18 protein-coding genes and 1 pseudogene are annotated in these 24,040 nt (G+C 60.9%); 3 read left to right on the top strand and 16 right to left on the bottom strand.

The genetic code is table 11. The features are described from left to right. Positions 1-192: 192 nt before the first annotated feature. The 8 genes from ACSQ20_RS24360 to ACSQ20_RS24325 form a co-directional block, all read right to left on the bottom strand. Positions 193-1,359 carry a glycosyltransferase family 4 protein gene (locus ACSQ20_RS24360; protein ID WP_436025883.1) on the bottom strand — a complete coding sequence of 389 codons (1,167 nt, stop codon included), beginning with the start codon at positions 1,357-1,359 and terminating at the stop codon, positions 193-195. Positions 1,360-1,364: 5 nt separating this feature from the next. Further along, positions 1,365-2,591, bottom strand: a complete 1,227-nt coding sequence (locus ACSQ20_RS24355) for a glycosyltransferase family 4 protein (RefSeq protein ID WP_436025002.1) — start codon at positions 2,589-2,591, stop codon at positions 1,365-1,367. Positions 2,592-2,595: 4 nt separating this feature from the next. Then, a complete protein-coding gene (locus ACSQ20_RS24350; protein WP_436025881.1) occupies positions 2,596-4,077 on the bottom strand; it encodes a glucose-6-phosphate isomerase in 1,482 nt (493 codons plus the stop codon). A 17-nt stretch (positions 4,078-4,094) separates the two neighbouring features. Beyond that, entirely contained in the window at positions 4,095-5,018 is a 924-nt protein-coding gene (locus tag ACSQ20_RS24345; protein ID WP_436025000.1) for a glycosyltransferase family 2 protein, read from the bottom strand. Beyond that, positions 5,015-7,258, bottom strand: a complete 2,244-nt coding sequence (locus ACSQ20_RS24340) for a polysaccharide biosynthesis tyrosine autokinase (RefSeq protein WP_436024998.1) — start codon at positions 7,256-7,258, stop codon at positions 5,015-5,017. The genes ACSQ20_RS24345 and ACSQ20_RS24340 overlap by 4 nt, the downstream gene beginning before the upstream one ends. A gap of 4 nt (positions 7,259-7,262) precedes the next feature. After that, the gene (locus ACSQ20_RS24335; RefSeq protein WP_436024996.1) at positions 7,263-8,441 is read right to left on the bottom strand and encodes a polysaccharide biosynthesis/export family protein; all 1,179 of its coding nucleotides are present in this window, start codon (positions 8,439-8,441) and stop codon (positions 7,263-7,265) included. 23 nt (positions 8,442-8,464) lie between these two features. Continuing rightward, a complete protein-coding gene (locus tag ACSQ20_RS24330; protein WP_436024994.1) occupies positions 8,465-9,886 on the bottom strand; it encodes a UDP-glucose dehydrogenase family protein in 1,422 nt (473 codons plus the stop codon). A 109-nt stretch (positions 9,887-9,995) separates the two neighbouring features. After that, positions 9,996-11,378, bottom strand: coding sequence for an undecaprenyl-phosphate glucose phosphotransferase (locus tag ACSQ20_RS24325; protein WP_436024992.1), 1,383 nt, complete (start codon positions 11,376-11,378; stop codon positions 9,996-9,998). A 367-nt stretch (positions 11,379-11,745) separates the two neighbouring features. Here ACSQ20_RS24325 and ACSQ20_RS24320 point away from each other — a divergent pair, with 367 nt between their 5' ends. Further along, the gene (locus tag ACSQ20_RS24320) at positions 11,746-13,260 is read left to right on the top strand and encodes a mannose-1-phosphate guanylyltransferase/mannose-6-phosphate isomerase (protein ID WP_436025879.1); all 1,515 of its coding nucleotides are present in this window, start codon (positions 11,746-11,748) and stop codon (positions 13,258-13,260) included. Positions 13,261-13,332: 72 nt separating this feature from the next. Here ACSQ20_RS24320 and ACSQ20_RS24315 read toward each other — a convergent pair whose 3' ends face one another. The 5 genes from ACSQ20_RS24315 to otsA form a co-directional block, all read right to left on the bottom strand. Further along, the gene (locus ACSQ20_RS24315; protein WP_436024990.1) at positions 13,333-14,385 is read right to left on the bottom strand and encodes a DUF6566 family protein; all 1,053 of its coding nucleotides are present in this window, start codon (positions 14,383-14,385) and stop codon (positions 13,333-13,335) included. A 516-nt stretch (positions 14,386-14,901) separates the two neighbouring features. After that, complete coding sequence (locus ACSQ20_RS24310; protein ID WP_436024988.1) at positions 14,902-15,483, bottom strand: DUF3501 family protein; 582 nt, start codon at positions 15,481-15,483, stop codon at positions 14,902-14,904. Between the two features lie 36 nt (positions 15,484-15,519). After that, complete coding sequence (locus ACSQ20_RS24305) at positions 15,520-16,857, bottom strand: heterodisulfide reductase-related iron-sulfur binding cluster (RefSeq protein WP_436024986.1); 1,338 nt, start codon at positions 16,855-16,857, stop codon at positions 15,520-15,522. Between the two features lie 83 nt (positions 16,858-16,940). Continuing rightward, positions 16,941-17,363, bottom strand: coding sequence for a rubrerythrin family protein (locus tag ACSQ20_RS24300; RefSeq protein WP_436024984.1), 423 nt, complete (start codon positions 17,361-17,363; stop codon positions 16,941-16,943). Positions 17,364-17,526: 163 nt separating this feature from the next. Continuing rightward, positions 17,527-18,951 (bottom strand): alpha,alpha-trehalose-phosphate synthase (UDP-forming), encoded by a 1,425-nt coding sequence (otsA, locus tag ACSQ20_RS24295; RefSeq protein WP_436024982.1) that lies wholly within the window; start codon positions 18,949-18,951, stop codon positions 17,527-17,529. 655 nt (positions 18,952-19,606) lie between these two features. On the opposite strand from otsA, the gene ACSQ20_RS24290 reads away from it, so the two are divergent. After that, positions 19,607-19,861, top strand: coding sequence for a transposase (locus ACSQ20_RS24290; protein WP_436024980.1), 255 nt, complete (start codon positions 19,607-19,609; stop codon positions 19,859-19,861). A gap of 313 nt (positions 19,862-20,174) precedes the next feature. Here the strand turns inward: ACSQ20_RS24290 and ACSQ20_RS24285 are convergent, their stop codons facing one another. Continuing rightward, entirely contained in the window at positions 20,175-21,125 is a 951-nt protein-coding gene (locus ACSQ20_RS24285) for a HoxN/HupN/NixA family nickel/cobalt transporter (RefSeq protein ID WP_436024978.1), read from the bottom strand. Between the two features lie 260 nt (positions 21,126-21,385). On the opposite strand from ACSQ20_RS24285, the gene ACSQ20_RS24280 reads away from it, so the two are divergent. Then, positions 21,386-22,380, top strand: a protein-coding gene (locus ACSQ20_RS24280; protein WP_436023739.1) for an IS630 family transposase whose coding sequence is annotated in 2 segments (ribosomal slippage) — positions 21,386-21,851 and positions 21,851-22,380 — 996 coding nt in all. Because the reading frame shifts where the segments join, the coding sequence is not laid out codon by codon here. Between the two features lie 192 nt (positions 22,381-22,572). Here ACSQ20_RS24280 and ACSQ20_RS24275 read toward each other — a convergent pair. Together ACSQ20_RS24275 and ACSQ20_RS24270 are read right to left on the bottom strand one after the other, a co-directional pair. Next, positions 22,573-22,791, bottom strand: coding sequence for a DUF6196 family protein (locus ACSQ20_RS24275; protein WP_436025877.1), 219 nt, complete (start codon positions 22,789-22,791; stop codon positions 22,573-22,575). A gap of 70 nt (positions 22,792-22,861) precedes the next feature. After that, positions 22,862-23,929: pseudogene (locus ACSQ20_RS24270) on the bottom strand (response regulator); the annotation flags it as partial. Positions 23,930-24,040 lie beyond the last annotated feature (111 nt).

The raw sequence follows: 24,040 nt of genomic DNA, 5'->3' as shown, positions 1-24,040 counted from the left end.
CCCTTGTCACAGTTGCTCTTCCGCCTTGTTTGGCGGCGTTGCACGGCTGCGGGTTAGCTATTCGCTCTAACGGTATTGCACCGCAAAAAGTTGAGCGAAGCAGTAACGCGCAATCGTTTGCGCCAGGGTTTTGGAGTGTTAGGGCCTTCCCGTTGCGAGAAGACCCTAATTAATCAGACGACATGCAGGTTTTCAGATCGGGCCTTCTTTCACCGCTTCCCGATACACTTCGGCCACACGCCGGGCGATCACGGAGTTGTCGAAATTGGCCAGTGCGTAATCGCGGCATGCTCGTGCATCGGGCAGGCGCATGCCTCCGTGCAATGCGGACGCCAGCCCTTCGGCAATGGCCTCGGCGCCTGTGCCCGGCAACACAAGATCAGGCGACAAGCCGGCCACCGCTTCCGGCAACCCACCCACCGGCGTCACAAGCACCGGCGTGCCGGCGGCCAGCGATTCCGCGGTGATGAGCCCAAAGCCTTCGAGCGCAACCGTCGGCACCACGCTAATCGTCGCGGCCCGATAAAGCTCGGGCAAGCGTTCGTCCGGCACGAAACCCAGCAGCTTGACGTCGTTCTCGAGCGCATTGGCCGAAATGCGGGCCTGCAGTTCCTCAGCAAGCCGGCCCCTGCCCGCAATCAACAGCATGGCGCCCGAGCCATGCCGCGCCTTGAGCTGCGCCATTGCATCGATCAGATCCTCGAGTCCCATGCGGCGCACGAGACGCCGCACGGCAAGCACGATCGGCCGATCATGCGGCAATTGCAGCCGCTGCCGCGCACGCGCACACGACATCTCGATATCGAAACGCGCGACATCGACACAGCCCGGCACCACGCGCACACGCTCAGCTGGCACGCCATAGCGCGAGATCAGAATTTGACCAAACGCTTCGGAGAGCACGATGAAGCGCGTCGAACGCGCATACACGCTGCACTCGAGCCAATGCTTGACGCGCTGCCCGAACGTCGCCGCCCCTTCAACACCGCTCTCGTCAGCCCACGGCCCCTGAAAGTGCGATACGCGCGCAATATCGCGCGCGACATCGAGCCCTGGCCACGTATAGAGCGCGAAATGCGAAGAGATGACATCGGGCCGCTCGCTGTTGACCGCGTTGGCAAAGGCCTTGCGCGCCGCCATCAAACGCAAGGGCAACGCTTGCGCCGCCGAACCGAAGCCGCGAATCGCGCCGCCGGTATCGAGCGCGACACGCGCCGACCCCGCCACCATGCCACGCACGGCCACGCCCGCACCCGGCAGCGCGCGCACGAGCGAGTAGTACATTCGATCGAGCCCGCCCGCGCGCTCGGGGAACCAGTGCATCCCGATCTGCAACGATTTAATGGCGCTCTCTGTTATTTCGATCATTTGGATTCGCCCCCTTCGGTCGATGCCCATTGTGCTCCAGGCCTTACCGCGTCGGGCGACACATGCGCCGCCCCGGTGCCAGCCTCGCTCGCTTTGACGCGCAGCAGCCGACGATAGATTTCCATATAACGTTCACCCATGCGTGACCAACCGAAACGCTCGGCCACACGGCTTGCGCCCACACCCATCGAACAGACAAGACGCGCATCATTCGCGAGTGTCGCTATCGCTTGCGCGAGCGCCGCGACATCGTCGGGGTCGTCCAGCACGATGCCGCATTCGGGCGTGATGATCTCGGCCCCGCCCGCCGTGCGCGCGGTGACCACGGGCAAACTGGCAGCCATCGCCTCGAGCAGCGAAAGGCTCATGGCCTCATAGCGTGACGGAAACACATAGGCATCGACGCAGCGCATCAGGCCTGGCACATTCTCAACAAAATCGAGAAAATGCACACGCTCGGAAACACCCAGCGCGCGCGCTTCCTGCGGGTAGGCGCTGCCTTTGATGCGCCCCGCCACCACCACATGCACGTGCGCCGGCAACTGGGCAAGCGCGCGCAGCACCGTGCCGAGGTTTTTGCGCGGTGTGCGCAAGTCCCCGGCGAACAGCAGCAAGAACGCGTCATCCGGCAAGCCGAACGATTGTCGCGAGCCTGTGGCCGCGGCGAACGTTTCGTTGTCGACCCCGTTGTGCACCACTTCGATCTTGTCCGCCGCCACGCCCGCATTGCGCAACTCGGCGGCCACCTTCTCGGATACCGCGGCCACCACGCTCGAGCGTCGATACGCCCACCGTTCGAGACACGCATTCACGCGCGTATAAACGTACTGATACGCCGAACGCAAACCGCGCGTCAGGCCGTATGGATAGTAAGGACTCCTAAGCCATCCGCTATGCACGAAGTGCGCTGTATTGACGTCGGCACGCACCCACGAAATAAAACCGTTCACGTGCAGCAGATCGTATTCGTCACGATGCGCGCGCAGCCATCGCGCGCTTTTCCATGCGAAGAGTTGATGCCGTAGCAACGCGCTCGGCCAGATGCCGCCGATGCGGATGGGCACCCATTTCACGCGCGGGTCGGCCAACAGCGCCGGCGCTACCTCTGACGCCACGAGCGTCACCGAGCATTGCTCGGCCAACGCCGCCCGTGCGACTTCAAAATTGACACGCCCCTGCCCGTCGTTATGGCGAACGGCATGCGTTACGATCGCAATTCTCATGGGCTCAATGCCTCGCTGTGACAAAGGAGGGGGCAAGGCGCTGCAGCACCGCGCGGCGCTGCAGCTTTTTCCAATGCGCTCCCGCCACCAGCGAAGACATGCTGACGTAAAGCAGCAAGCCGCCTGTACTGACGAACGAATTCGTGAACACGAGCATCCCAAACACCGAGCACGACAGCGCAAGACACGCGGCGGAAAACCGATCGTCTATCATCGCGAACGATGCGCGCACCGCACGCGCCAGCAACCAGCCGATACCCGACATGTAAAGCAGTGTGCCGGGCCAACCGAGCACGAACGGCACATTCATCACGCCGCTGTCGAAGTTGCCGTACTTGCCCAATTGGCCGCCCGGCGCCGAAAGCTTGGTCGACGTGCCCGTTGCACCGAGCCCCGTTCCCGCAATGTTCGTGAAGGCGGTCTCGGCGAATGTCGCATAGAACTTATTGCGCTCCGCATAACTATGATCGTCATCGAGGTTCGTAATACTCTGCAAACGCGTCTGCAGACGATCGGCGACAGGCCCGATGGCCAGCAACGGCACGCACAGACCCGCGAGCACTGCCAAGCCTAGAATCGTCCGCACCCGGACCCGGTTACTCGATTTGGCCAGTTGAATTGCCAGCGCGATGATCCAGCCGCCCCACGTCGAACGAACGAGACACAGCCCGAACGACGCGAAGCCGGCCGCCGCTGCAAACCAGCGAAAACGCTCCGTTGCAGCCGGCACGAGAACGAGTGCCGCCATCATCGCAAACGCGAACGGGCCGGACGAATTCATCGTGCTGAACACGCGCACGCCCATGCGAACCGGATCGCCTTCGGAGTTCATCTGCGAGCCGATCATCCACATCGCGTCCCACGCCGGCATAAAAAAGAATTGCACGACGCCGTATACGCCCATCACGAGCATGCCCCAGACGAAGGTCGAAATAATGACCCGGCGATATTGGGGGTAGTCGTGTGCATTGGCGAGAATATGCAACCCGACCAGCACCGGATACACCCAGTTCGCCAAATCGTAGGTGGCCGCGAGCATCCCGCTCGATGTAATGCCGACCAGATAGGCATAGCCGACGCCAAGCAGAATCAACAGAAACGGCAAGCCGCGCCAAGTGCCGAGCAATTTGTAACGCCTCAAGAGCCCGATGCCGCAGACCATCGTCACCGCGAGCGGCGCGACTTGCACGAGGCTGGTGGGCGTGTAGCCGCCTTTGAAGTAATCAGCAAGGCGCCGCACTTCCGGGCTCAAAAACCACATCCACCAAACGAAGCCGACATAACGCGCGGGACTCGCGAAATAAAGCCACACGCCGACGAGCGTCGCCATCGCCGGGAATGCGATGGTCAGCAGCGCGCCCTGATGCGCGACGGCCAGTACAACCGTCGCAAAGAGAAGCAGCGCCTGCGGCACCCAGTGTTTCGGGTCCGAGCTCAGCAAGGCGCGGACACCGCCCCCTCCTGCCGAAGAGGCATTGCCCGACAACGACGTGACGGACGACGTCACGGCGTCACCCTGCGCGCATCGCGCGCGCCGTGGCGCGTCGCACGCCAACGTTCGCGCACGGTCGCACCGTTTTTCGAGGCAAGGGCAAGCAACGGATGCACGAGGCCCGGATAAACACGCGTGCCAATCAGCGCCCACCACCACCACGCCACCACGCGCTGCATCGGCGGCAGATATTCCCGCAGCGTCAAATGCAGGTTGTACGCGGCGTTGCGCATCGCGCTCGGCGATTGCAAGTCGCGCTGATCATCGCCGATGCGCGGTGCCGGAAAATGATCGACCGCCACGAGCGGATCGTACATGACCTTCCATCCCGCACGCTTCACACTCATGCTGAAGGCCATGTCGTTATGGACTTGCGCGCCGAAGCCGCGCAGCCGTTCATCGAAGCGGATGCCCTCGATGGCCATGCGCCGGTAGCTCATGTTCGCGCCTTTGAGCAGATCGACTTCGCGCGCTTGGCCCACACCGAGATGATGATTGCCGATTACCTTGCCCAACGCTCCGATCTTGCCGACCAGGTCTCGTTGACCATCGAGCAGTTGGCCGCGCTCATGCACCCAATCGCGTCCGCCCAGTGCTCCGAGCTTCGCGTCGGAGGCAAACGCGGTTTCGATCAGATGCAGCCATTCGGGCCGCGGCGCGGCGTCGTCGTCGGTGATGGCGATGATATCGCCGGTCGCCGCATCGAGGCCTCGATTGAGCGCCGCCACCAACCCCTTCGCATCGATGGTCACGTGATCGAGCGCGAGCGTGCCGCGCACAGCCGGCTCGGCGAGCACCGCATGGGTGGGGTAGTCGTCGGGCCGCACGACCACGAGGACCTGCTCCGCCTGCCGCGTTTGCTTCTGCAGCGCTTTAAGGCAACGCGCGAGGTCGTCGGGCCGGCGATAAGTGGGGATCAGGACTGTCAGCTTCATGCGTTCAGATACTCCCTGACGGCCGCGTAGCCTGAGCGCGAAAACGTGCGCGAGCCCGGCGGCACTGCGTTGAAAATACCGCCCTGTGCCTGCGCGCCTGCCGCGGCGAGCCGCTTGAGCGCGTCCGAGATATCGGCTTCGGCGTGCATGCCAGAGCGCAATACGACAAAAGACGTTCCTGCATGCGACGCGATGATCGCAGCGTCGGTCACCGCAAGCAGCGGCGGCGTGTCGACGAGAATGACATCATAGTTTTTCGCGAGGCCTTCCAAATATTGCTCGAGCCGCTGCGACATCAGCAACTCCGAGGGATTCGTCGGCCGCGTGCCACAGGCGATGAAATCGAGCGATGGCACAGGTGTCTTGCGAATCGCGTCTTCGAGCGGGATCTGGCCGGCCAGCAATTCGGCCAGGCCCGTTCGCAGCCCGCCGCCAAAATACTCGTGCAACGTGCCGCGCCGCATGTCGGCATCGATCGCCAGCACGCGCTTGCCCGAATCGGCAAAGAGCACGGCAAGGTTGGCCGTCATGAAGCTCTTGCCAATACCGGGCGCGGGGCCCGTCAGCACCATGATGCTGTTCTTGGCTTCGGCTACGGCGAACTGCATCGAGGTACGCAAACTTCGCAGACTTTCGATACTGGAATCGTTTGGCCGCGTCAGCGCAAGGATGGGTCGCGCGCCCTTACGGTTGCGCATATAGGCGGCATCGAGCCGTTCCCCTTCGACACTGGTCGGCACGAGACCATAAAGCGGCAATCCGCAGGCGCGCTCCACGCGCTCGGGGTCGTCGATACCCGTCATCAGGTTGCGGCGCATGAACACCACGCCGGTACCGGCGATCAGGCCGAGCATCGCCGCAGCCGAGAGAATCAGTGCTTTCTTCGGCTTGGTCGGGTCGCCCGGGCGCAGCGCCGGATCGATCAGATGCACGTTGCCGCCCGTGCCCGCCTTTTGCACCGAAAGCTCCTGCACGCGATTGAGCAGCAATTCGTAGATATCTTCGGCGACCTTTGCATCGCGCTTCAACGCGACGCCCTTCACTTCGGCCGCCGGCAAATTCCGGAAACGCGCCGAGAACGAATCGCGGTCGGTCCTCAGCCGAGCGAGTTGCTGCTCGGCCGCAATAATGGCCGGGTGGCTCGGACCATAGCGCTGATGCTGTTGGTCAAGCTGCAATTGCAGTGCCGAAATCTGCTGCTCGTATTGAATGCTTCCTTCCAGGTAGTTCTTCGCTTCTTCGCTCGGATTGATCGAGCCCGACTTCGCTTGGTATGCGCTCAGCGCCGCCTCGGCTTGCTCGAGATCCGTTTTCATCCGCGGCGCCTCGCTCTGAAGGAAATCGAGCATTTTCGTCGCTTCGGCTTGCCGCGAACTCGTGTACTCGCGCAGGTACGATTGAGCGACTGCGTTTGCAATCATCGCTGCACGCTCAGGGCTCTTGTTCGGTATCGAGACTTGAATCACGCCCGTTTGCTTGCCCTGCTCTTCGACATCGAGTCCAGCCTGAAAGCCGGTGATTGCATCGAGGTCGTTCATCCGTACGACGGTAAAGCGGGTGCCCGCCCGCGCGACGAGCCGCTTGACGAAAATAGTCACGCCGCCGCCCGATGCCGGCCGGCCCACTTCGCCGTCGAGCAGCAAGTCGCCATCGCCATCGCGCAGCGTGTAGTGATCGCCGCCCGCCGCCGTCATCGTCAGTTGCTTGCCCTCGAGCTCGGGTGCGACCTGCAGCGAATCGACGTCGGCAATCTCGCCGCCCCAGGCATAAGCCGCGAGGCCGAGCCACGGCTTGGCCGGCTGACCCGGCGTTGCCAACCGCTCCGCGAGGTTGCCGATCAACGGAATCGTCTTGGGCGCTACCGAGAAGTTGAGCTTGAACTGCTCGACCACAGGCGCCACGACGCCGCGGCTCTTGATGATCTCGATCTCTGCATCGGTGGGCAGCGAGGTTGTCCCGCCGCCCGTCGATGCACCGGTCGTCGTCTGCGTGAGCGCCTGCGATACATTGCTCGGCGGCTGCACGCGCACGTGCGCGTCAGCGGTATAGATCGGCTTCGCCAGGAAGCAATAGAGCGCCGCGAGCGCGATGACGGTCGCGGCGATGCCGATCAGCCATCCGATGTCGTCGAGCACGACATGCAGCAATTGCCCGAGGACAACATCGTCCTCGTCGGATTTGAATGCCGTTGGCAGCGGCGGCGCGATCGATTGGGCCAGGATGCTTGAACTCGTCTTCATAGCGTCACTTCGTCAACTGCTTCGTAAAGAAAAGCGTCTGAAGCGTCGGCAGTACCTGCTGCAGCAGACGGTTGAACTGCACCGCTGCGGAAGTGCCAACGTAGACGACGTCGAACGGCTGCAACGGGAATTGCGTCGACAGCAGCAGCGCATCGGGCTGCGTCATGTCGAGCCGATATATCTCGGGCGAATTCGGACGTGTGCGCATGCCGCGAATCACATAGATCTGGCGCGGATTCGCGTCGGTATCGAGAATGCCGCCCGCGGTGGTGAGCGAATCCGCGATCGTCAGCGAGCCACGGATCAACTGCACGGTAGTCGGATTCTTCACTTCGCCCATCACGAAGACCCGACTGTCGGAACGGTCCGGAACGTTGATGATGTCGCCGTCTTGCAATAGCACGTTCTGCGAAACATCACCCCGATCGAGCAGCCTGTTTGCATCGAGCTCATAAAAATGGCCGTTGCGCGTCAGACGCACGCGCTGCAAATCGGCGTTGTCGGCCGAACCGCCCGAGCGCGTGATCGCATCGACGAGCGTGATCGGCACGTCGGTGATCGCGAGCGGGCCCGGCGATTTCACGTCGCCCGTCACTTGCACACGCTGGCTGCGATAGGCGAGCACGCGCACGTCGATCTGCGGATTGTGGATGTATGGCGCGAGCGCGGCGGCCAGGCGGTCACGCACCTGTTGCGGCGTTTGCCCGGCCACATGGGTGCGGCCAACGAACGGGAAGAAGATCGAACCGTCCGACGACACCGTTTGCCCGTAGGGGTCGGCTTGGCCCGGCAGGGCCGTCGTATAAGGCTGTGCTAGTGCGCCCGCGACCGTCTGCGTCGTGTTGCCGCCCGACGAGAACGAGGTGCCCTGCGGCGTCGTCAACTCGGGGTGGTCCCATACGGTGATGCCGAGGATGTCCTGCGGGCCGATGTGATAGATGTACTGCTTGAGCGTCGGAAAGCGCGATTGCGGCAACTGCTGCTGTTGCGGGGCCTGCGCCGCGACGATCTGTGCGATGGTCTCAGGCGTGATCCGACGCACTTCGTAGGTAGGCGCGTTGGCCGGTGGCGGCTCTTCGTGCAGATGCGATGTGTCGAGCGCATTGCCGGGCGCAGCCGCGCAGCCGGCCAGCAGCGACGCGACAACGGCAATGGAGGTCAGAGAGAACAGACGATGATTCATAAAGTCGCGATGTAGGCGTGAAGTCATGCGGTATAGGCGGCGACCGGACCGCCGGAATGTTTCGAACTTGCAGCCGCCGCACTCGCGCTCACGCGCCCGATCGAGTGGTATTCGATGCCGGCCTCCAGCATCGCCAACGGGTCGTAGAGATTGCGCCCATCGAATAACACGGCCTGCTTCAACAGCCGTTTGAGCGCTTCGAAATCGGGGCTCTTGAACGCTTTCCATTCCGTCAGCACGATCAACGCATCCGCCCCATTAGCCACGGCCATTTGATCGTCGGCGAGCGAGAGCCGCGCGAGCGCATCCGCGTTGCCCCGAAAATCGGTTGCGAACGCGCGTTTGGCCTCTTCCATGGCCACCGGATCGTAGGCCACCACACGTGCGCCACGCGCCAGCAACGACGCGATCAGCACGCGGCTCGGCGCTTCGCGCATGTCGTCGGTCTCGGGCTTGAATGCCAAGCCCCAGACACCGAAGGTATGACCGGCCAAATCCTCACCGAAGCGCGCAACGATCTTGCGCGCCAGCACTTGCTTTTGCGCCGCGTTGACCGACGAGACCGCTTGCAGGATTTGCATCGCCTGTCCGTTTTCCTCGGCCGTGCGCACGAGTGCGTGGACGTCCTTCGGAAAGCACGATCCGCCGTAGCCGCAGCCCGCATACAAAAAGTGATAGCCGATGCGCGGGTCCGAGCCGATGCCACGGCGCACGGCATCGATATCGGCGCCGACCCGCTCGGCCAAATTCGCCAACTCGTTCATGAACGAGATGCGCGTGGCGAGCATCGCGTTGGCCGCGTACTTCGTGAACTCGGCCGAGCGCACATCCATGCTGAGCGTACGTTCATGATTACGATTGAACGGCGCATAAAGACGCTTCATCGTTTCGCGCGCGCGCTCGCCGGGCATATCGTCGTCGCAGCCGATCACGATGCGGTCTGGCCGCGTGAAGTCCTCGATGGCGGCGCCTTCTTTCAGGAACTCGGGATTGGACACGACCGAGAAAAGCGCCTCTTCATTGCGCTGCGCCAGTTGCGCCGCGATCGTCTCGCGCACGCGCTCGGCCGTGCCTACCGGCACCGTCGATTTATCGACGACCACGGTGAAGCCCGTCATATGGCGGCCGATTTCCTTGGCTGCCGCCAACACGTATTGCAGGTCCGCCGAGCCATCTTCGCCGCTCGGTGTGCCGACTGCGATGAAGATGACATCGCCATGTTCGATGGCCGGACGCACTTCGGTCGTGAACGACAACCTGCCCGTCGCGCGGTTGCGCGCGATGATCTCGCGCAGGCCGGGCTCGTGAATCGGCACGCCGCCAGCTTCGAGAATGTCGATCCGGTTCTTATCGACGTCGAAGCAGCAGACGTCGTTACCGATGTCGGCAAGACATGCGCCCGTCACTAGACCGACGTATCCGCAGCCGATGATGGTCACGTTCATGTTTCGATGTCCCCAAGAAAACGGTGAAAACGAGAGGGAGTCATGCCGCAAGAAGGCATGACCCATTCCAATGCAATGCGATTCAATTCAATTCCGTTCAATGCCGATATCAGTACGCGTTGCTGCCGACAAACCCTCTCCACAACGTCAGCACCACGATCTTGATGTCGAACCAGAACGTCCAATTCTGGATGTAGTAAAGGTCCAGCTTCACGCGCCCGCTCATCTTTTCGATGCGATCGGTTTCGCCGCGAAAGCCGTGTATCTGCGCCCATCCCGTGATGCCGGGCTTGATTCGATAGCGAAACATGTAGCCGTTCACGAGATCCTTGTAGAGGTTGTCGTGTTCGAGCGCATGAGGACGCGGTCCGACCACCGACATTTCCCCTTTCAACACGTTGATGAACTGCGGCAGTTCATCGAGGCTCGTACGCCGCAGAAAGCGGCCCACTCGCGTAATGCGCGGATCGTGCTTGGTTGCCTGCGTCACCTGGCCGCGCACCTCTTCGTGCATCTTCATCGTCCGAAACTTGTAGATCTCGAAGGCATGACCATCGGCGCCCAGCCGCTTTTGCCGAAAAAACACCGGCCCTGACGAAGAAAGCTTGACGCAGATCGCAATCGTCGCCATGAGCGGTGCCAGTGCGATCAACGCCGCAAGCGCGAACAGCCGATCGAAGACGAGCTTCGGCAACGCGCGCACGTCGCCAAGCGGCGAAGCCGCCAGATTGATGGCGGGCAGACCGAGCAGATCGACGACTTCCTGATTCAACAACGTCAGGCTGCTGACGTCGGGAATGAAGCGGATATTCACAAATTCGTTTCTCAATGCACTCACGATGCGGTGGATCGTCGGCTCGCGCGACATCGGCAATGCGAGCCATAGCTCGCGTATTTCGCGACGCCTCACAAGCGCGATCAGCTCCGCGAGATCGCGCTTGATCGGCACGCCTGCAACGCGCGCTGCCCCGGCGCCTTCCTCATCGCCGTCGTCGAACACGAAGGCGGGGGCGAACCCCGCCTCTGGGTGCGCTTTCATGCGCCCGATCAGAAACATGGCGTACCGTCCGCTCCCGACGATGGCAACGGATTTCTGATTGAAGCCGCGGCGCCTCAGCCGTTTCAGCGTCATATAGACCAACGCTTTCATCGCCAGTAGCAAGGTAATGGCCGAAACGGCCCATAACGCAAGCCATGCCCGTGAAAGCGCTTCGACACGATGCACGCTGAAGCTCATCAGCACGCCCGCCGCTTCGACGATCAGCCATGCCAGCGCCGTGCGCCAGAGCAGATCGCTGAGCGGCTTGCCGCGCCAGGAGCGATAAATGCCGAGCGCCGGAAACAACGCGATGACGAGCATATCGTCGAACGCCATCGCAATGCTCTGCGTGTCGCTGAGCCACACCGGATGCCCGGCATACAGCGCGGCGGCCGCGAACGCACCCGAACTCACCAGCGCGACGTCGATCATCCGCGAGAGAAGGCCCAGCATCGCAACACCTCGATTTAAGCCGTGTATTCATGGGCATCCATAACGCACTATCAAAAAGCGCAGGGCAAGCTGACGAATATTCAAAAATATTTCAGCGGGCTTTTCCCGATTATTTTTCAATTTTTTTATTGTTGGCGAATCACAATTCGTCACATTTTGGTCGTTAGGACCCCTTGCTTTTCCGCTGAATCCCCGGCGGGGCTCGCTCGATCTGGGCATGACGTTTTTATTGTCGATTTACTTCCTGCCACACTGGGACGTCCGATTCAAGCCTACAGGAGGCCCCATGACGACCCCGATCGCTACCGCGGCGCTTGCGCCTGCTTCGGTGCCAGCCCCGGTAACTCCGGTCGCGCCGCCTTCGCCGATGGCGCACACGCGGTTCAAGGTTCACCCCGTTATTCTCGCCGGCGGCTCCGGTACCCGTTTGTGGCCGATGTCGCGCGAACAATATCCGAAGCAATTAATCGAATTGCTTGGCGACGAATCGCTTTTGCAATCGACCGCACATCGGCTCGATGGTTTGGCGTCGAACTTCGCGCTCGCCGATCGGATCACCGTCGTGTGCGGCGACGAACACCGCTTTACGACAGCCGATCAATTGGCCGCAACCGGCGTGCGCGCGCGCATCGTGCTCGAGCCGATCGGGCGCGACACCGCACCCGCGTTGACCATTGCGGCACTCGATGCGCTGGCGCAGGCCGGCGACAATCCCGATGCGCTGCTCGTTGCGATGCCGGCCGACCACGCCATTGCTGACCCGGATGGTTTTCAGCAAGCGATCAATGCCGCCATAGGCTATGCGTCGCAAGGCATGGTTGCCACGCTCGGCATCGTGCCCACGCAAGCGGAAGTCGGTTATGGCTATCTGCGGCTCGGCGAGCCGCTCGACGGCAGTGGCAATGGCGACGACAACGCCATGCATGAAGCAAACGCAAACCGCATCGTCGCGCGCAAGCTCGCACGCTTCGTCGAAAAGCCGCATCTCGAACTGGCGCAACGATATGTTGCCTCGGGTGAGTACTGGTGGAACAGCGGCATCTTCGTCGTGCGCGCCTCCACTTGGCTCGAGGCCGTGCAAAAATTCGAGCCCGCCATGTTCGCGGCCTGCGTCGACGCCCATACACGCGGCCGCCTCGATGGCGACTTCTTCCGGCTCGATGCCGATGCCTTTGCCGCCTCGCCGTCGAACTCCATCGACTATGCGGTGATGGAACGGTTGGCCGGCGACGATGCGATGTGCGGCGGCGTGGCCGTCCCGCTCGCGGCCGGATGGTCCGACGTCGGTTCGTGGGATGCCCTCTGGCAAATCCTGCCGAAGGATGACAACGACAACGTCGCACGCGGGCGCGTGCTGTTCGAAGACGCGCACGCCACCCTGGCCCACTCCGAAGGACGGCTGCTGGCCTGCATCGGCACGCGCGATCTGGTTGTCATCGAAACGGCCGATGCCGTGCTCGTGGCCGATAAGTCACGCGTGCAGGACGTCAAGAAGGTCGTCTCGCGCTTGAAAGCCGAACGCGGCACCGAGGCGACCGTTCACCGCAAGGTCCATCGCCCGTGGGGCAACTACGACTCAGTCGACGCGGGAGAACGGTTCCAAGTGAAACGCATCGTCGTCAAGCCCGGCGCGCAGCTTTCGCTGCAGATGCATCATCATCGCGCAGAGCATTGGATCGTCGTGCGCGGGACGGCGCGCGTGACACGCGGCGACGAAACGTTCCTGCTTTCGGAGAACGAATCCACTTATATCCCGCTCGGCGTGATGCATCGACTCGAAAACCCCGGCAAGCTGCCGCTCGAGATCATCGAAGTGCAATCGGGCGCCTACCTCGGCGAAGACGACATCGTCCGGTTCGACGATACCTACGGACGTCGCTGAACCATTGGGCTTCGGGCTCGCACGCAACAACAGGATGCGAAGCGGGTCTGCGGCCCGCGCCAGGCCGCTTCGCTACGAGTGATAAATGAGCGCCGGCAGCGTGGCGTCGCCATGCGTATCCGAGTAATGCAACCACTCGGGTTCATGGCGGCCAACCCTCGACTCGAGCTTGCTGCGCACGGCCGAAGACGCGATCGCGGTAAGTGGCGCCGGCATCGGTCGCGCGATGGTATCCCGCGCTTTCTCTGCTTCCCCCACCTTACGCGCGCAGTCCTGCGCCGGTTCGTGTTCGTCCGGCTGCGGTGCCGCAGCGGTGGAAGGAGCGCATGGAGTCATGACATCGGTGGGGACCGCGCCTACGTCCGTGCCCGCAACCGCTGCCACTGCTGCATAGCTGTGACGATCGACCCAGTCGCGCGCCCATTCGAGCGCGTGGCGCTGAGCACTCTCGTGATCTGCAAAGCGCGGACCGATCAGCCCTGAGCGCTCGATCCGCTTGCCGTCCTTGATGATTTCCGCCGATGCGCGATAAGCAGGCGCCGCCTGCCGCGTCACCGGCTGCGCGATCGCATGAACGGTATAGCCGCAGTACTCGTCAGCGCGGGTTTGGACCGTCGCTATGTTGAACGTCGGCCCCTCAAGCTCGGCGCGCTCGTGCATCGCGTCACCTGCGGTTTGCAGGGATCGCGACGATGCCACGGGCAGATCACCCGCGCGTTGGGTGCAGCTGCCCGCGTTCTCCCATGACTCCGGATTGGTCCAAAACACGCCACGCAAGCGAGGCGATTCGGGCGCTGGTTCGGGCTTCGGCGCCGGTGCTGCCGCGGCCTGCGGTTGCGGCACATAGGCAAACACCCGTCCGCACTCGGACAGGGCCTTCACAATCTCAAACAGCGTGCCGTCCGCCAACCACTCGTCAAAGCGGCGCCGGCAAGTCGGCCCGGAGGGATAGCGTGCAGGCAGCTTCGACCAGCGCTCGCCAGTCGTCAAAATCCACAGCACCGCGTTTGCCACTACTCGGGTTTCGGCACGGGGCCTTCCGCGTCGATGCGGATGGACAGGTTCATCGGCCGCAAGCGCGGAAATGCGCGCCCACTCGTCGTCGTTTAGCTCGTCAAAAAACATATTCTTCTCCACGCAGCCTGGCCCGGCTGCGACACTCGGCCCAAGCGAACGGTCATTCGCAAAAGCCGCGGGTTGCACAAAGTGTTTTTTGTTTTTGTTTACAGCGACCAAAAGCGCACAGCCATAGTGCGGTTTTGCCCTCTGGTGACGCACAAAAGGGGGTCTCGCTCGTGCATGGGAAATTAGTGCAGAAAGCATACCATCGTGACTAGCACTCGCATTGGAATGCAAAGCTCAATTGATGCAATTGCAACCTGGGTGATACGAACAACCTGAGATACCGCTCGTCGCGGAACTGATCAAAGAGACGCTATCTTAAAAGATTTTCGCCACAACGCAAATGCATAACACGTCGCGAATCGCAGAAAAACGAATTGTCGCATCACATGCAATTTGGCCTGCAAAGCACACGCAATGCGCATACCCGAAATTCGGAATAAATTTCGCATTCAGATCGGAATAATTTGCGGCGTGGCGGTAGATTGGACGGCCACAGTGGCTACACGGTGCGCGCAGCTAGCGCAAGTCTTTCCTCAACGATGCCAGCACGCGCGGCTCCACTTGCACGGCGGGCCCCGGGTAGCCCGGGTGATCGCAACCGACGACCAGTGGCGCGCCGTCCAGCAATTGAAGCTTCATCCGAGGCGTCAATTCGAAGCGCAGAAAGTGGACTGCGGAGGTCTTTTCGTCGTTTTCGCGCTCGAGATCTTCGTCGGCAATCGCGTATGCAGGCGGCTCTTCGGCGATTTGGACGAACGTGCGATCTTCGATGCCGATCAGCCGTTTCAATGCCGCGCGTCGCTCGATTTCGTTCTCGTATTCGATCTGCATTGTTGCTTTCAAATTGCTTCCATCCGGAACGAGCGGCAAATAGGCATCCAATTCGGCGCGAATCCCCGTTTCGTCAAAAATCTTTTCTATGTGTAACATTTCCTGTATTTGGTAGCGAATTGTTAATTCGTCTTCAAATAGTAACGTCAAATGATTACCGAGTCGAACTGCCCGATCTTTCTTGTGTTCAATGACCTGCTGATGCATTGATTTGCGCACTTTGGCATAAGCCTCGAGCGTCATCAGCGAATCGCGAGAAATAGTCATTGGCCCAATTCCTTGCAAGAAAAGAAAGCATGTCGCTCAAATGTCATATGCCTTGCGCAACAGCGTCAGCGGATGGGCGAGCGGCGCGGCCGCAAGACCGGCTTCCTCGATGCCCTGTGCGATGTGGTGGCCCGCCAACTGGCAGTCCGACGCGATGAATGCGGGCTGCGGCTCGGCCATCGCTTTGGAGACCGGTGCGCCGATCTTCATCGCCGTGCGATGAAACTCTTTCTTCACACCAAACGTGCCCGCGTGCCCCGAGCAACGTTCGATAATTTTGACCTCTGTATCAGGCACGAGGGTGAGCGCGTCGTAAGTTTTACGGCCCAGGTTCTGCACGCGCGCGTGACAGGGCGCGTGATAGGAAATTTTGCCTAGCGCACGTTTGAAATCGGTTTTGAGGAGCCCGTCGCGGTGACGCGACACAAAATATTCGAACGGGTCCCAGAACGCTTCGCTCACCGCTCGAACGTCCTCGTCTTCCGCAAACATGAGCGGGAGCTCGTGTTTGTACATCAGCACGCAGCTCGGAATAGCGGCCATCAGCGCATAGCCCTCGCGGGCATAGCGTGCCAGCACCGGGATGTTTTTCTCCTTCTTGCCGGCGACGCCTTCGAGGTTGCCTTGTTCCAACAGCGGCATGCCGCAACAGGCCTCGCTCGTCACCAATACGTACGGAACTTCGTTGTGTGCGAGCAACGCCAGCAGATCGTGGCCGATGCCAGGCTCGTTGAAATTCACATAACAGGTCGCGTAAATCGCCACCTTGCCCGGCGTGCGCTCGCCATCGCGCACCGGCACATCCGGCGATGCCTTGGCCGCGCTGCGGAACTTGCGCGGCGCGAATGTCGGCAGCCATGCGTTTTTGTCTACACCGAGCGCGGATTCGAGCATGCCGCGCATCGGTTTCGAACGGTTCACCGCGTTGACCGTCTGCGTCACGATCGGGATACCGGCGAAGTGCCCGAGCGCGTCGGTATTGGAGAGCACCTTGTCGCGCAGTGCGACCTCACCCTTCTTGTACTTCGCCGCTTTCGCTCGAAGCATCAGATGCGGGAAGTCCACATTCCACGAATGCGGCGGCACGTAGGGGCACTTCGTCATGTAGCAGAGGTCGCACAGATAGCATTGATCGACGACCTTTGGATAGGACTGCCGATCAACGTCATGCGCCTCGCCGGACTCCGTTTCGTCGACGAGGTCGAACAGCGTGGGAAAGGTGCCGCAAAGCGACACGCAACGACGGCAGCCTGCACAGATATCGAAAACGCGCGCGAGCTCGTGATCGATGGCGTCGGCATCATAGAACGACTCCGAACGCCAATCGAGCGGGTGTCGAGTGGGCGCCTCGAGATTGCCTTCCTTATGTGGCATCAGGCCATGCTCCTTTATTAGGGCCGGCTCGCACTAATGACAGGCTTGTGAACGATCTCCGGCGCGCGAGGCACTCGCCGCAGTCAGTCGGCCAGCGCGTCGAGCGCTTTCGTATAGCGATTGGCGTGACTGCGTTCGGCCTTGGCCAGTGTTTCGAACCAATTTGCAATCTCGTCGAAGCCCTCCTCGCGCGCGGCTTTCGCCATGCCCGGATACATATCGGTGTACTCGTGCGTTTCACCGGCGATGGCCGCTTGCAAGTTTTGTCGCGACGTCCCGAAAGGGAGTCCCGTGGCCGGGTCACCTACCGCCTCGAGATATTCCAGATGACCGTGCGCGTGACCCGTTTCCCCTTCAGCCGTGGAGCGGAATAGCGCTGCCACATCATTTTGACCTTCCACGTCAGCCTTCGCCGCGAAGTAGAGGTAGCGGCGATTCGCTTGCGATTCTCCCGCGAATGCGGCCTTCAGATTCTCTTCCGTCTTGGAACCCTTTAGCTGTGCCATCTGAATCTCCTTCGTGGACCGGCGCATGTCGGCGCGTCGGAATCTTGTATGGGGATGTAGGAAAACCGCGCGCACCGCTCGGCCCGCGCCCGGGTGCGCGTATTCAATCTAGGCGGTAGGAAGGCCGCCCCCCCAATTGGCGTTTTCTATGGGGGCGATAGCGTTACGAAGCGTGCGGCTTGGCGTGCTGCTCTGTGGCTCGGACCGCTTCTTTCAGCGAATCGAGAAACGCGTTGCGCCACCAGTGCACGTCGTACTTGCGAATGGTTGCCATCAGCGCCGAGTGTCGTTCGATGCGCTCGCCGAGCGGCATCGTAAGCGCGCGCTGAATAGCTTGCGCCGTGCCCTGCGAGTCGTATGGATTCACAAGCAGCGCCTCTTTCAATTGCTCGGCGGCTCCTGCGAAGCGCGACAGCACGAGCACGCCGGGGTCGGCGGGGTCTTGCGCCGCGAGAAATTCCTTGGCGACGAGATTCATGCCGTCGCGCAGCGGTGTAACCAGTGCGACCTGACTCGAGCGGTAAAGGCCCGGCAGACGCTTGCGCGCGACATTGCGATGAATGTAGCGCACGGGCATCCAATCGAGCTCGCCATAATCGCCGTTGATCGCGCCGCACAGGCTATCCATTTCGCGGCGCAGATCGTCGTAAGCGCCCAGATCTTCACGGCTTGGCGCTGCGATCTGAATCAGCGTGGCGCGCTTGCGGTTCTCCGGATAATGTTCGAGCAGATAGCGAAACGCCTGAATGCGTTGCGGCAGGCCTTTCGAATAGTCGAGTCTGTCCACGCCCAGCAGCAATTCGCGGCGCGAGTACTCCGCGCGCATGCGCGAGAACATGTCGAGCCCCTCGCGCGCATCGGCGAGGTCCGCGAATTCGCCCACGTCCATGCCGATCGGAAATGCACCGACCCGCAGCGTTCGGTTGAAGGCTCGCAAATAGCCGTCCGGCAACCATTCGGCACCCGCTTCGGATTCGGCATAACGAACGAAGTGCATCATGTCCGACTGTGTTTGCAGGCCGACAAGATCGTAGGCGAACAGCGAGCGCATCAGCCATTCGTGTTCCGGGATGGCAGCCATGATGAGCGGCGGCGGCACCGGAATATGCAGGAAGAAGCCAATGGGGTTGCCACAGCCCATCGCACGCAGTTCGGCCGCGAGTGGGATCAGGTGATAGTCGTGAACCCAGATGATGTCGTCAGGTTTGAGCAGCGGAAAGAGGCGCTGCGCGAATAGCTGATTGACGCGGCGATAGCCACTGCCGAAGCGGACGTCGAACTTTGCCAGGTCGAGACGATTGTGAAAGACCGGCCACAGCACGTTATTTGCGTAGCCGAGGTAGTACGTTTCATAGTCCTGCTGATTGAGGTCGACAGTGGCGAGCTGCACGCGTCCGACGGACTGCATGTGCACACCGTTATGGTTATTTGCGTTGGCATCGGATGCATCGGAGAAGGTCTTGCCGCTCCAGCCGAACCACATGCCTCCGGTTTGCTGCAAACCGTCCTTGATTGCAACGGCGAGCCCACCGGCCGCGGCCTTGCGCGGATCTGCAACACGATTCGAAACGATGACGAGACGGCTCACTAGCGCTCCTTTATAAAAAACCCGGAGTTGTTTTGTGAGCGGCTTTTGTTATTGGTGTGGTGCCGCGAGAGGTACTTTGGTCGTCTTTGTCGCTTTTTTATTGTTGTTATGGTGGCGATGCAATGCGCGTCTTGCTCGCGCTTCACTTCGCGTGTCCATTGGCATGCGCATGCATGCTTATCTCGGAATTGAGCATGCAATGCTAGCATAGACGGGGGTCGAGGGCTATGTCTGCGTGGAAGGTGTGTCGCGAGCAAATGAATTGTCCGGGTCGGAGGTGCGGACGAAAACTTGGACTACCTGGAGGTAGTTCATGTACTCGTACGAAGTCCGCTTACCTCGTCGTTTTGACAGCTACCTGGGCGAGCATACAAAGACTACATTGGCTTAGCAGCGGCGTGCTTTCGCAATTCCTGCGCCGTGACCGCCACTTTGTTTGTTGGACTGTCCGCGCCCAACGGTGCATCGGCTGTTTGGCCCCCGGCGTATAGAAACGCATACCTTTCGAGGAGGCGAACATAGCTGAACAACGCCTATTGACTCTACCCGTCGATGCTCGCTTGGGCGTAACCGATTTTGCCAATTCGGCCACCCCACAAACTTGAGGTTGACCAGCCAGAACGGAAACCTATGCTTTGGGTGAGGAGGTGCCGAAATGGACAAACGGCGTGCCGCGTACCCGGCTGAATTTCGGGCACGCATGGTGGAGTTGGTGAAGGCGGGACGTACGCCTGAGGAACTCGCGCGCGAGTTCGAGCCGACGGCACGGAGCATCATCGATTGGGTCGCTCGAGCCGATCGTGACGCTGGATTGCGACAGGTCTCGCCGATCGGCATATTCGCGCCACTCTCTCCGATCAGTGCAATCGAACCACTCGATGATCGGCGTGTTGTGGTCGCCTCAGAATAATGATGGACACCCCATAAATCCGGAGTGCTGCGCCGCGGTCGGCCAATTCGCGGGAGTCCAATCCAACTCCTGCAGGGGACACGGTATCCTTAAAACCGCAGGGCACGCTTGTCAACGGCCCAGCGGCGGCGATTCTCGCGGCAGGCTCGGCTGTTTCTTGGTTGATCTGTTCGCGCTGGCGGGCGACGCCTCATCGTCAATCTCGAACATGTTCACACTCAACAAGCCGACCGGCGGACTCTCGGGCGTGACGACGACCGCTAAGATCCGCTCGATGCCGCATCCATATGCGTTCCACTTAGAAAGGTCGTGCTCAGATCGGCCCCGACGGCACATCCAGTTCGTCAAAGCGCTTCCACCTGTAAGTCGCTGCAGAGCACAGCCAGCTGACGAGGAAGACGCCGATGATGACGTAGCCGAGCAACCCAAAATTCTCGTTGAGACGGCCCACCGCAATCCATACCGGCCCTTCAAGGTGCAGTTTGTCGGCTAGCAGGCCAAGCCCTTCGATGCTGCCGACAACCAGTGCCACCACGACCGCGATCGAGGTGATCGTGATGTTGTAATAGAGCTTGCGGACCGGCTTGACGAATGCCCAGCCGTAGGCCCCGAGCATCAGGATGCTGTCAGTGGTGTCGATCAGTGTCATACCTGCGGTGAAAAGCGCGGGAAAGACGAGAATGGACCAGATCGGCATGCCTTGGGCGGAGCCTGCCGCTGAGATACCAAGCAAACCGACTTCGGTCGCAGTATCAAAGCCGAGCCCACAAAGGAAGCCGAGGAAATACATGTGCCAGCTTTTGGTAATCAGTCGGAACAACGGTCGGAAGAGGCGAGACAGGAATCCTCGGTCCGCAAGCAGCATGTCGAAATCTTCTTCCACGTAGGGCTCACCGCGCCTCACCCTGCGAAACACGTTGATCATCGCTCGCAGTATCACAAGATTCATCAAGGCGATCGCAAAGAGAAAGGCGGTCGATACGAGTGTGCCCACCATTGCACCGACTTCCCTGAACTCCTCCAGGTGATTTTTTATCGCCAGCGCGGTCGCCGCAATTCCAACGGATGCAAGCACGACGATGGTCGAGTGACCGAGGGAAAACATCAGGCCGACAATAACCGGGCGACACCCCGCCTGCATCAGCTTGCGCGTCACATTGTCGATGGCCGCAATATGGTCCGCATCAACCGTATGCCGCAAACCAAAAGACCATGCCAGCAAACTGGTCCCCATCAGCAGCGGATACTGATGAAAATGCTGCATAGCCAAGCACATCGAATGAGCATGTCAAAATGAATCCGCATGCTGCCATATATCTGATTGCCGTGAAAAGCGCGGCGCGCGAGCCTGTGCAAATTGGGCAGGCGAGCGCAGCGACGTCTCGGTTCAAAAGTGCTTGCTTCGCATTCGTGCTCGGCGATGGGAGCGAGCGCAGTCAGGATTATTGATATTTCCTAAAATCATGACAACCGTTGAGCGTCTCAAGCGTTATACCTCCTGGGCGATCTTGGAGACAAGTTGGCATGGCGCAAAGGCGATTGAGCGAAGCAGCAAAGAAGCGATTGAAGGCTGGTCGGCTGCTGCTGGCGGGCAAGGGCTGCGCCGAGGTGGCGTTGGCTGTGGGCGTTGCTCGGCAGACGGTGTACTCATGGAAGCGGCTGCTCGATGAAGGCGGCATCGATGCCCTGCGAGAGGTGCCCGAGCGAGGGCGTCCGGCCCAACTCGATGAGCAACAGTTGGCGGTTGTTCGCGCCGCCCTGCTACAAAGCCCCGTCGAGCATGGATTTGGCACTGAACTGTGGACTCTCAAGCGTGTGGGCGCAGTCATCGAGCGCATGCACGGCGTTCGCTTTGGCCAGACGCAAGTTTGGCGCATCCTGGGTTCGCTGGGCTTTAGTCCGCAAAAGCCAGAGAAGCGGGCCATTGAGCGCAACGAGGATGCCGTGCGCAACTGGAAGCGTCGCACCTGGCCGGCCCTTAAAAAAAAGCCCGACGAGAAGGCCGACTAATTGTCTTCGTGGACGAGTCTGGTATCAGCGAGCGCCCGACCAGAGTCCGTACCTGGGCACCCAAGGGACAGACGCCCATCATCCAGTTTCACTTCAACTGGAATCACGTCTCGGTCATCGCCGGGCTCACGCGCACCAACTGTTTGTTCCGCCTGCACGAGGGCAGCATCAAGAAGGAAGAGATCGTCGAATTCCTCAAAGCGCTCAAGGCCCACTTGAAGCAGCCTCTGCTGGTGATCTGGGATGGCCTGAAGGCGCATCGCAGTCGTTTGGTGCGCGAGTACCTGGACAGCTTGAAAGGACACATCCAGATCGCGTTCCTGCCGCCGTATGCGCCGGACATGAACCCGGTCGAATACCTGTGGGCTTGGTTGAAGCGCCACGCGCTGGCCAACTACTGCCCCAATGACCTTAGCGAACTGCACGCGAGCGCCCGCAACAAGCTTAAGAGCGCTCAAAAGCGACCTTCGATTATTGCCGCTTGTTGGATGCAGGCTACGCTGTGGTGATGTCATGAATTATGGAAGTCTCAATAAGCTCCTTTTTCACATCATTTTCCGGAAGACGATATGAGTTTTTTGGCAATCCCATGCCGGGCAAGTCATGCAGAGATCGATCAGCACAATGCGGCGCTCGATTCGAGCACCCAGCGCGATTTGAAGTCGCCGTTAGCGGGACGCGTGGCCGGTGCGCTCGACGATTTAGGCAATACCATAAGCGCCGTGCGTGGACTTGCCGGAGTCGCCTGCGCTAATCAAGCAGCCGAACGAATGGCCCGGTTTCCAGTCAAGTGAGGGAGACCGTTCAAAAGTTGGGGATGTGCACTCTGCATCATTCTGTCCGCACGTCACAAATACGCCCGTGCCAAATCGATTCTTAAGATGCGTGGCTAGCCAGCCGACGAAGCTCGTCGAAATCACGCCGCGGTGCGACGTGGCAGGTGTAGCGCCTGCGCGCACCGAAAGGCCTGCCAAGTGCCAACGGCATCGATCATTCCGCCCCGCCGGCTTCGACTGCCGTGAGCCGCAAGATAGCTGTCAACGTGAAACCCGAACCCGGTGCCGTGCGAATCTCAATTTCACCGCCGAGCCGTGCGGCACGCTCGCGCAGCCCAAGCAGACCGAGCGAATGCCGCCGGCCCGGGCGCGTATCACGCGCCGTCCCATGTCCATTGTCAGCGATTCGAACGATGCAGTTCGGCTCGTCGCGCACGATGTCGAGTTTGACTTCGGTTGCGCTAGCATGGCGCGCCACGTTCGTCAGGGCCTCTTGGACGATGCGAAAGACTTCAATTCCACTGCCCTGATTGAAGGTGAGCGTGTCGTCGATGCGGCTGATCACCTGCACGTTGCAACGCGCTGAAAATTCGCTGATCAGCCACTCGACGGCCGGAATCGGGCCGAGATCGTCCAGCATGGGGGGACGCAGGTCAGCGGCGATGCGCCGCACCGATTCGATCGACTGATCGATCAACGCATTGAGGCCGCTCAGACCGCTCCCGGATGGGGGCGGCACAGGGCGTTGCAGATTGTGTTCCACGAGTGCCACCGCCATCTTCAGTGCCGTGAGCTGCTGGCCGAGATCGTCGTGGAGTTCGCGTGCGAAGCGAGCCTTTTCCTCCTCCCTAACGTCTTGGATATGCCCGGACAGGCGCCGGTAGCTGAGCTCCGAGCGGCGCAGCGCCTGCTCGGCGGCCTCGCGATGGCGAAGCTCCTCTTCCTCGGCGAGCGCCCGCCGCACCGCAGGACCCAGGCGCGCGAGCCGATCCTTCAGCACGTAGTCGCGCGCACCCGCCTTGATCAGCTCCACCGCCTCGTCGTCGCCCAATGCTCCGGTCACCATCACCACCGGCACGGTGCGGTCGTACTGCCGAGCGATGTCAAGGGCCGCCCGCCCGTTGAGATCCGGAAGGTTGTAGTCAGACAGCACGATGTCGGGGCGAAACGTCCGCAGCTTGCTAATAAAGTCGTTTTTCGTCTCGGCACGGGTTGCGACGAACTCAATCCTCGCCTTGGTTAGCGCGAGACAAATCAGCTCCGCCTGCTCGGGCTCGTCCTCGAGGAGCAGTATCCGAAGTTCCCGGCTCAAGTCCGTTGTCTCGTCGTGGTTCATGTTCGTGAGTTGACGGAAGTCGCTTGTCATACGCAGCTCGAACCTGTCGACACTCCC

This window comes from Trinickia sp. LjRoot230 (assembly GCF_964253315.1).
GTDB lineage: Bacteria > Pseudomonadota > Gammaproteobacteria > Burkholderiales > Burkholderiaceae > Trinickia.
Note: the sequence above shows the minus strand (reverse complement) of the source record. Positions and strands in the feature narration are given on the sequence as shown.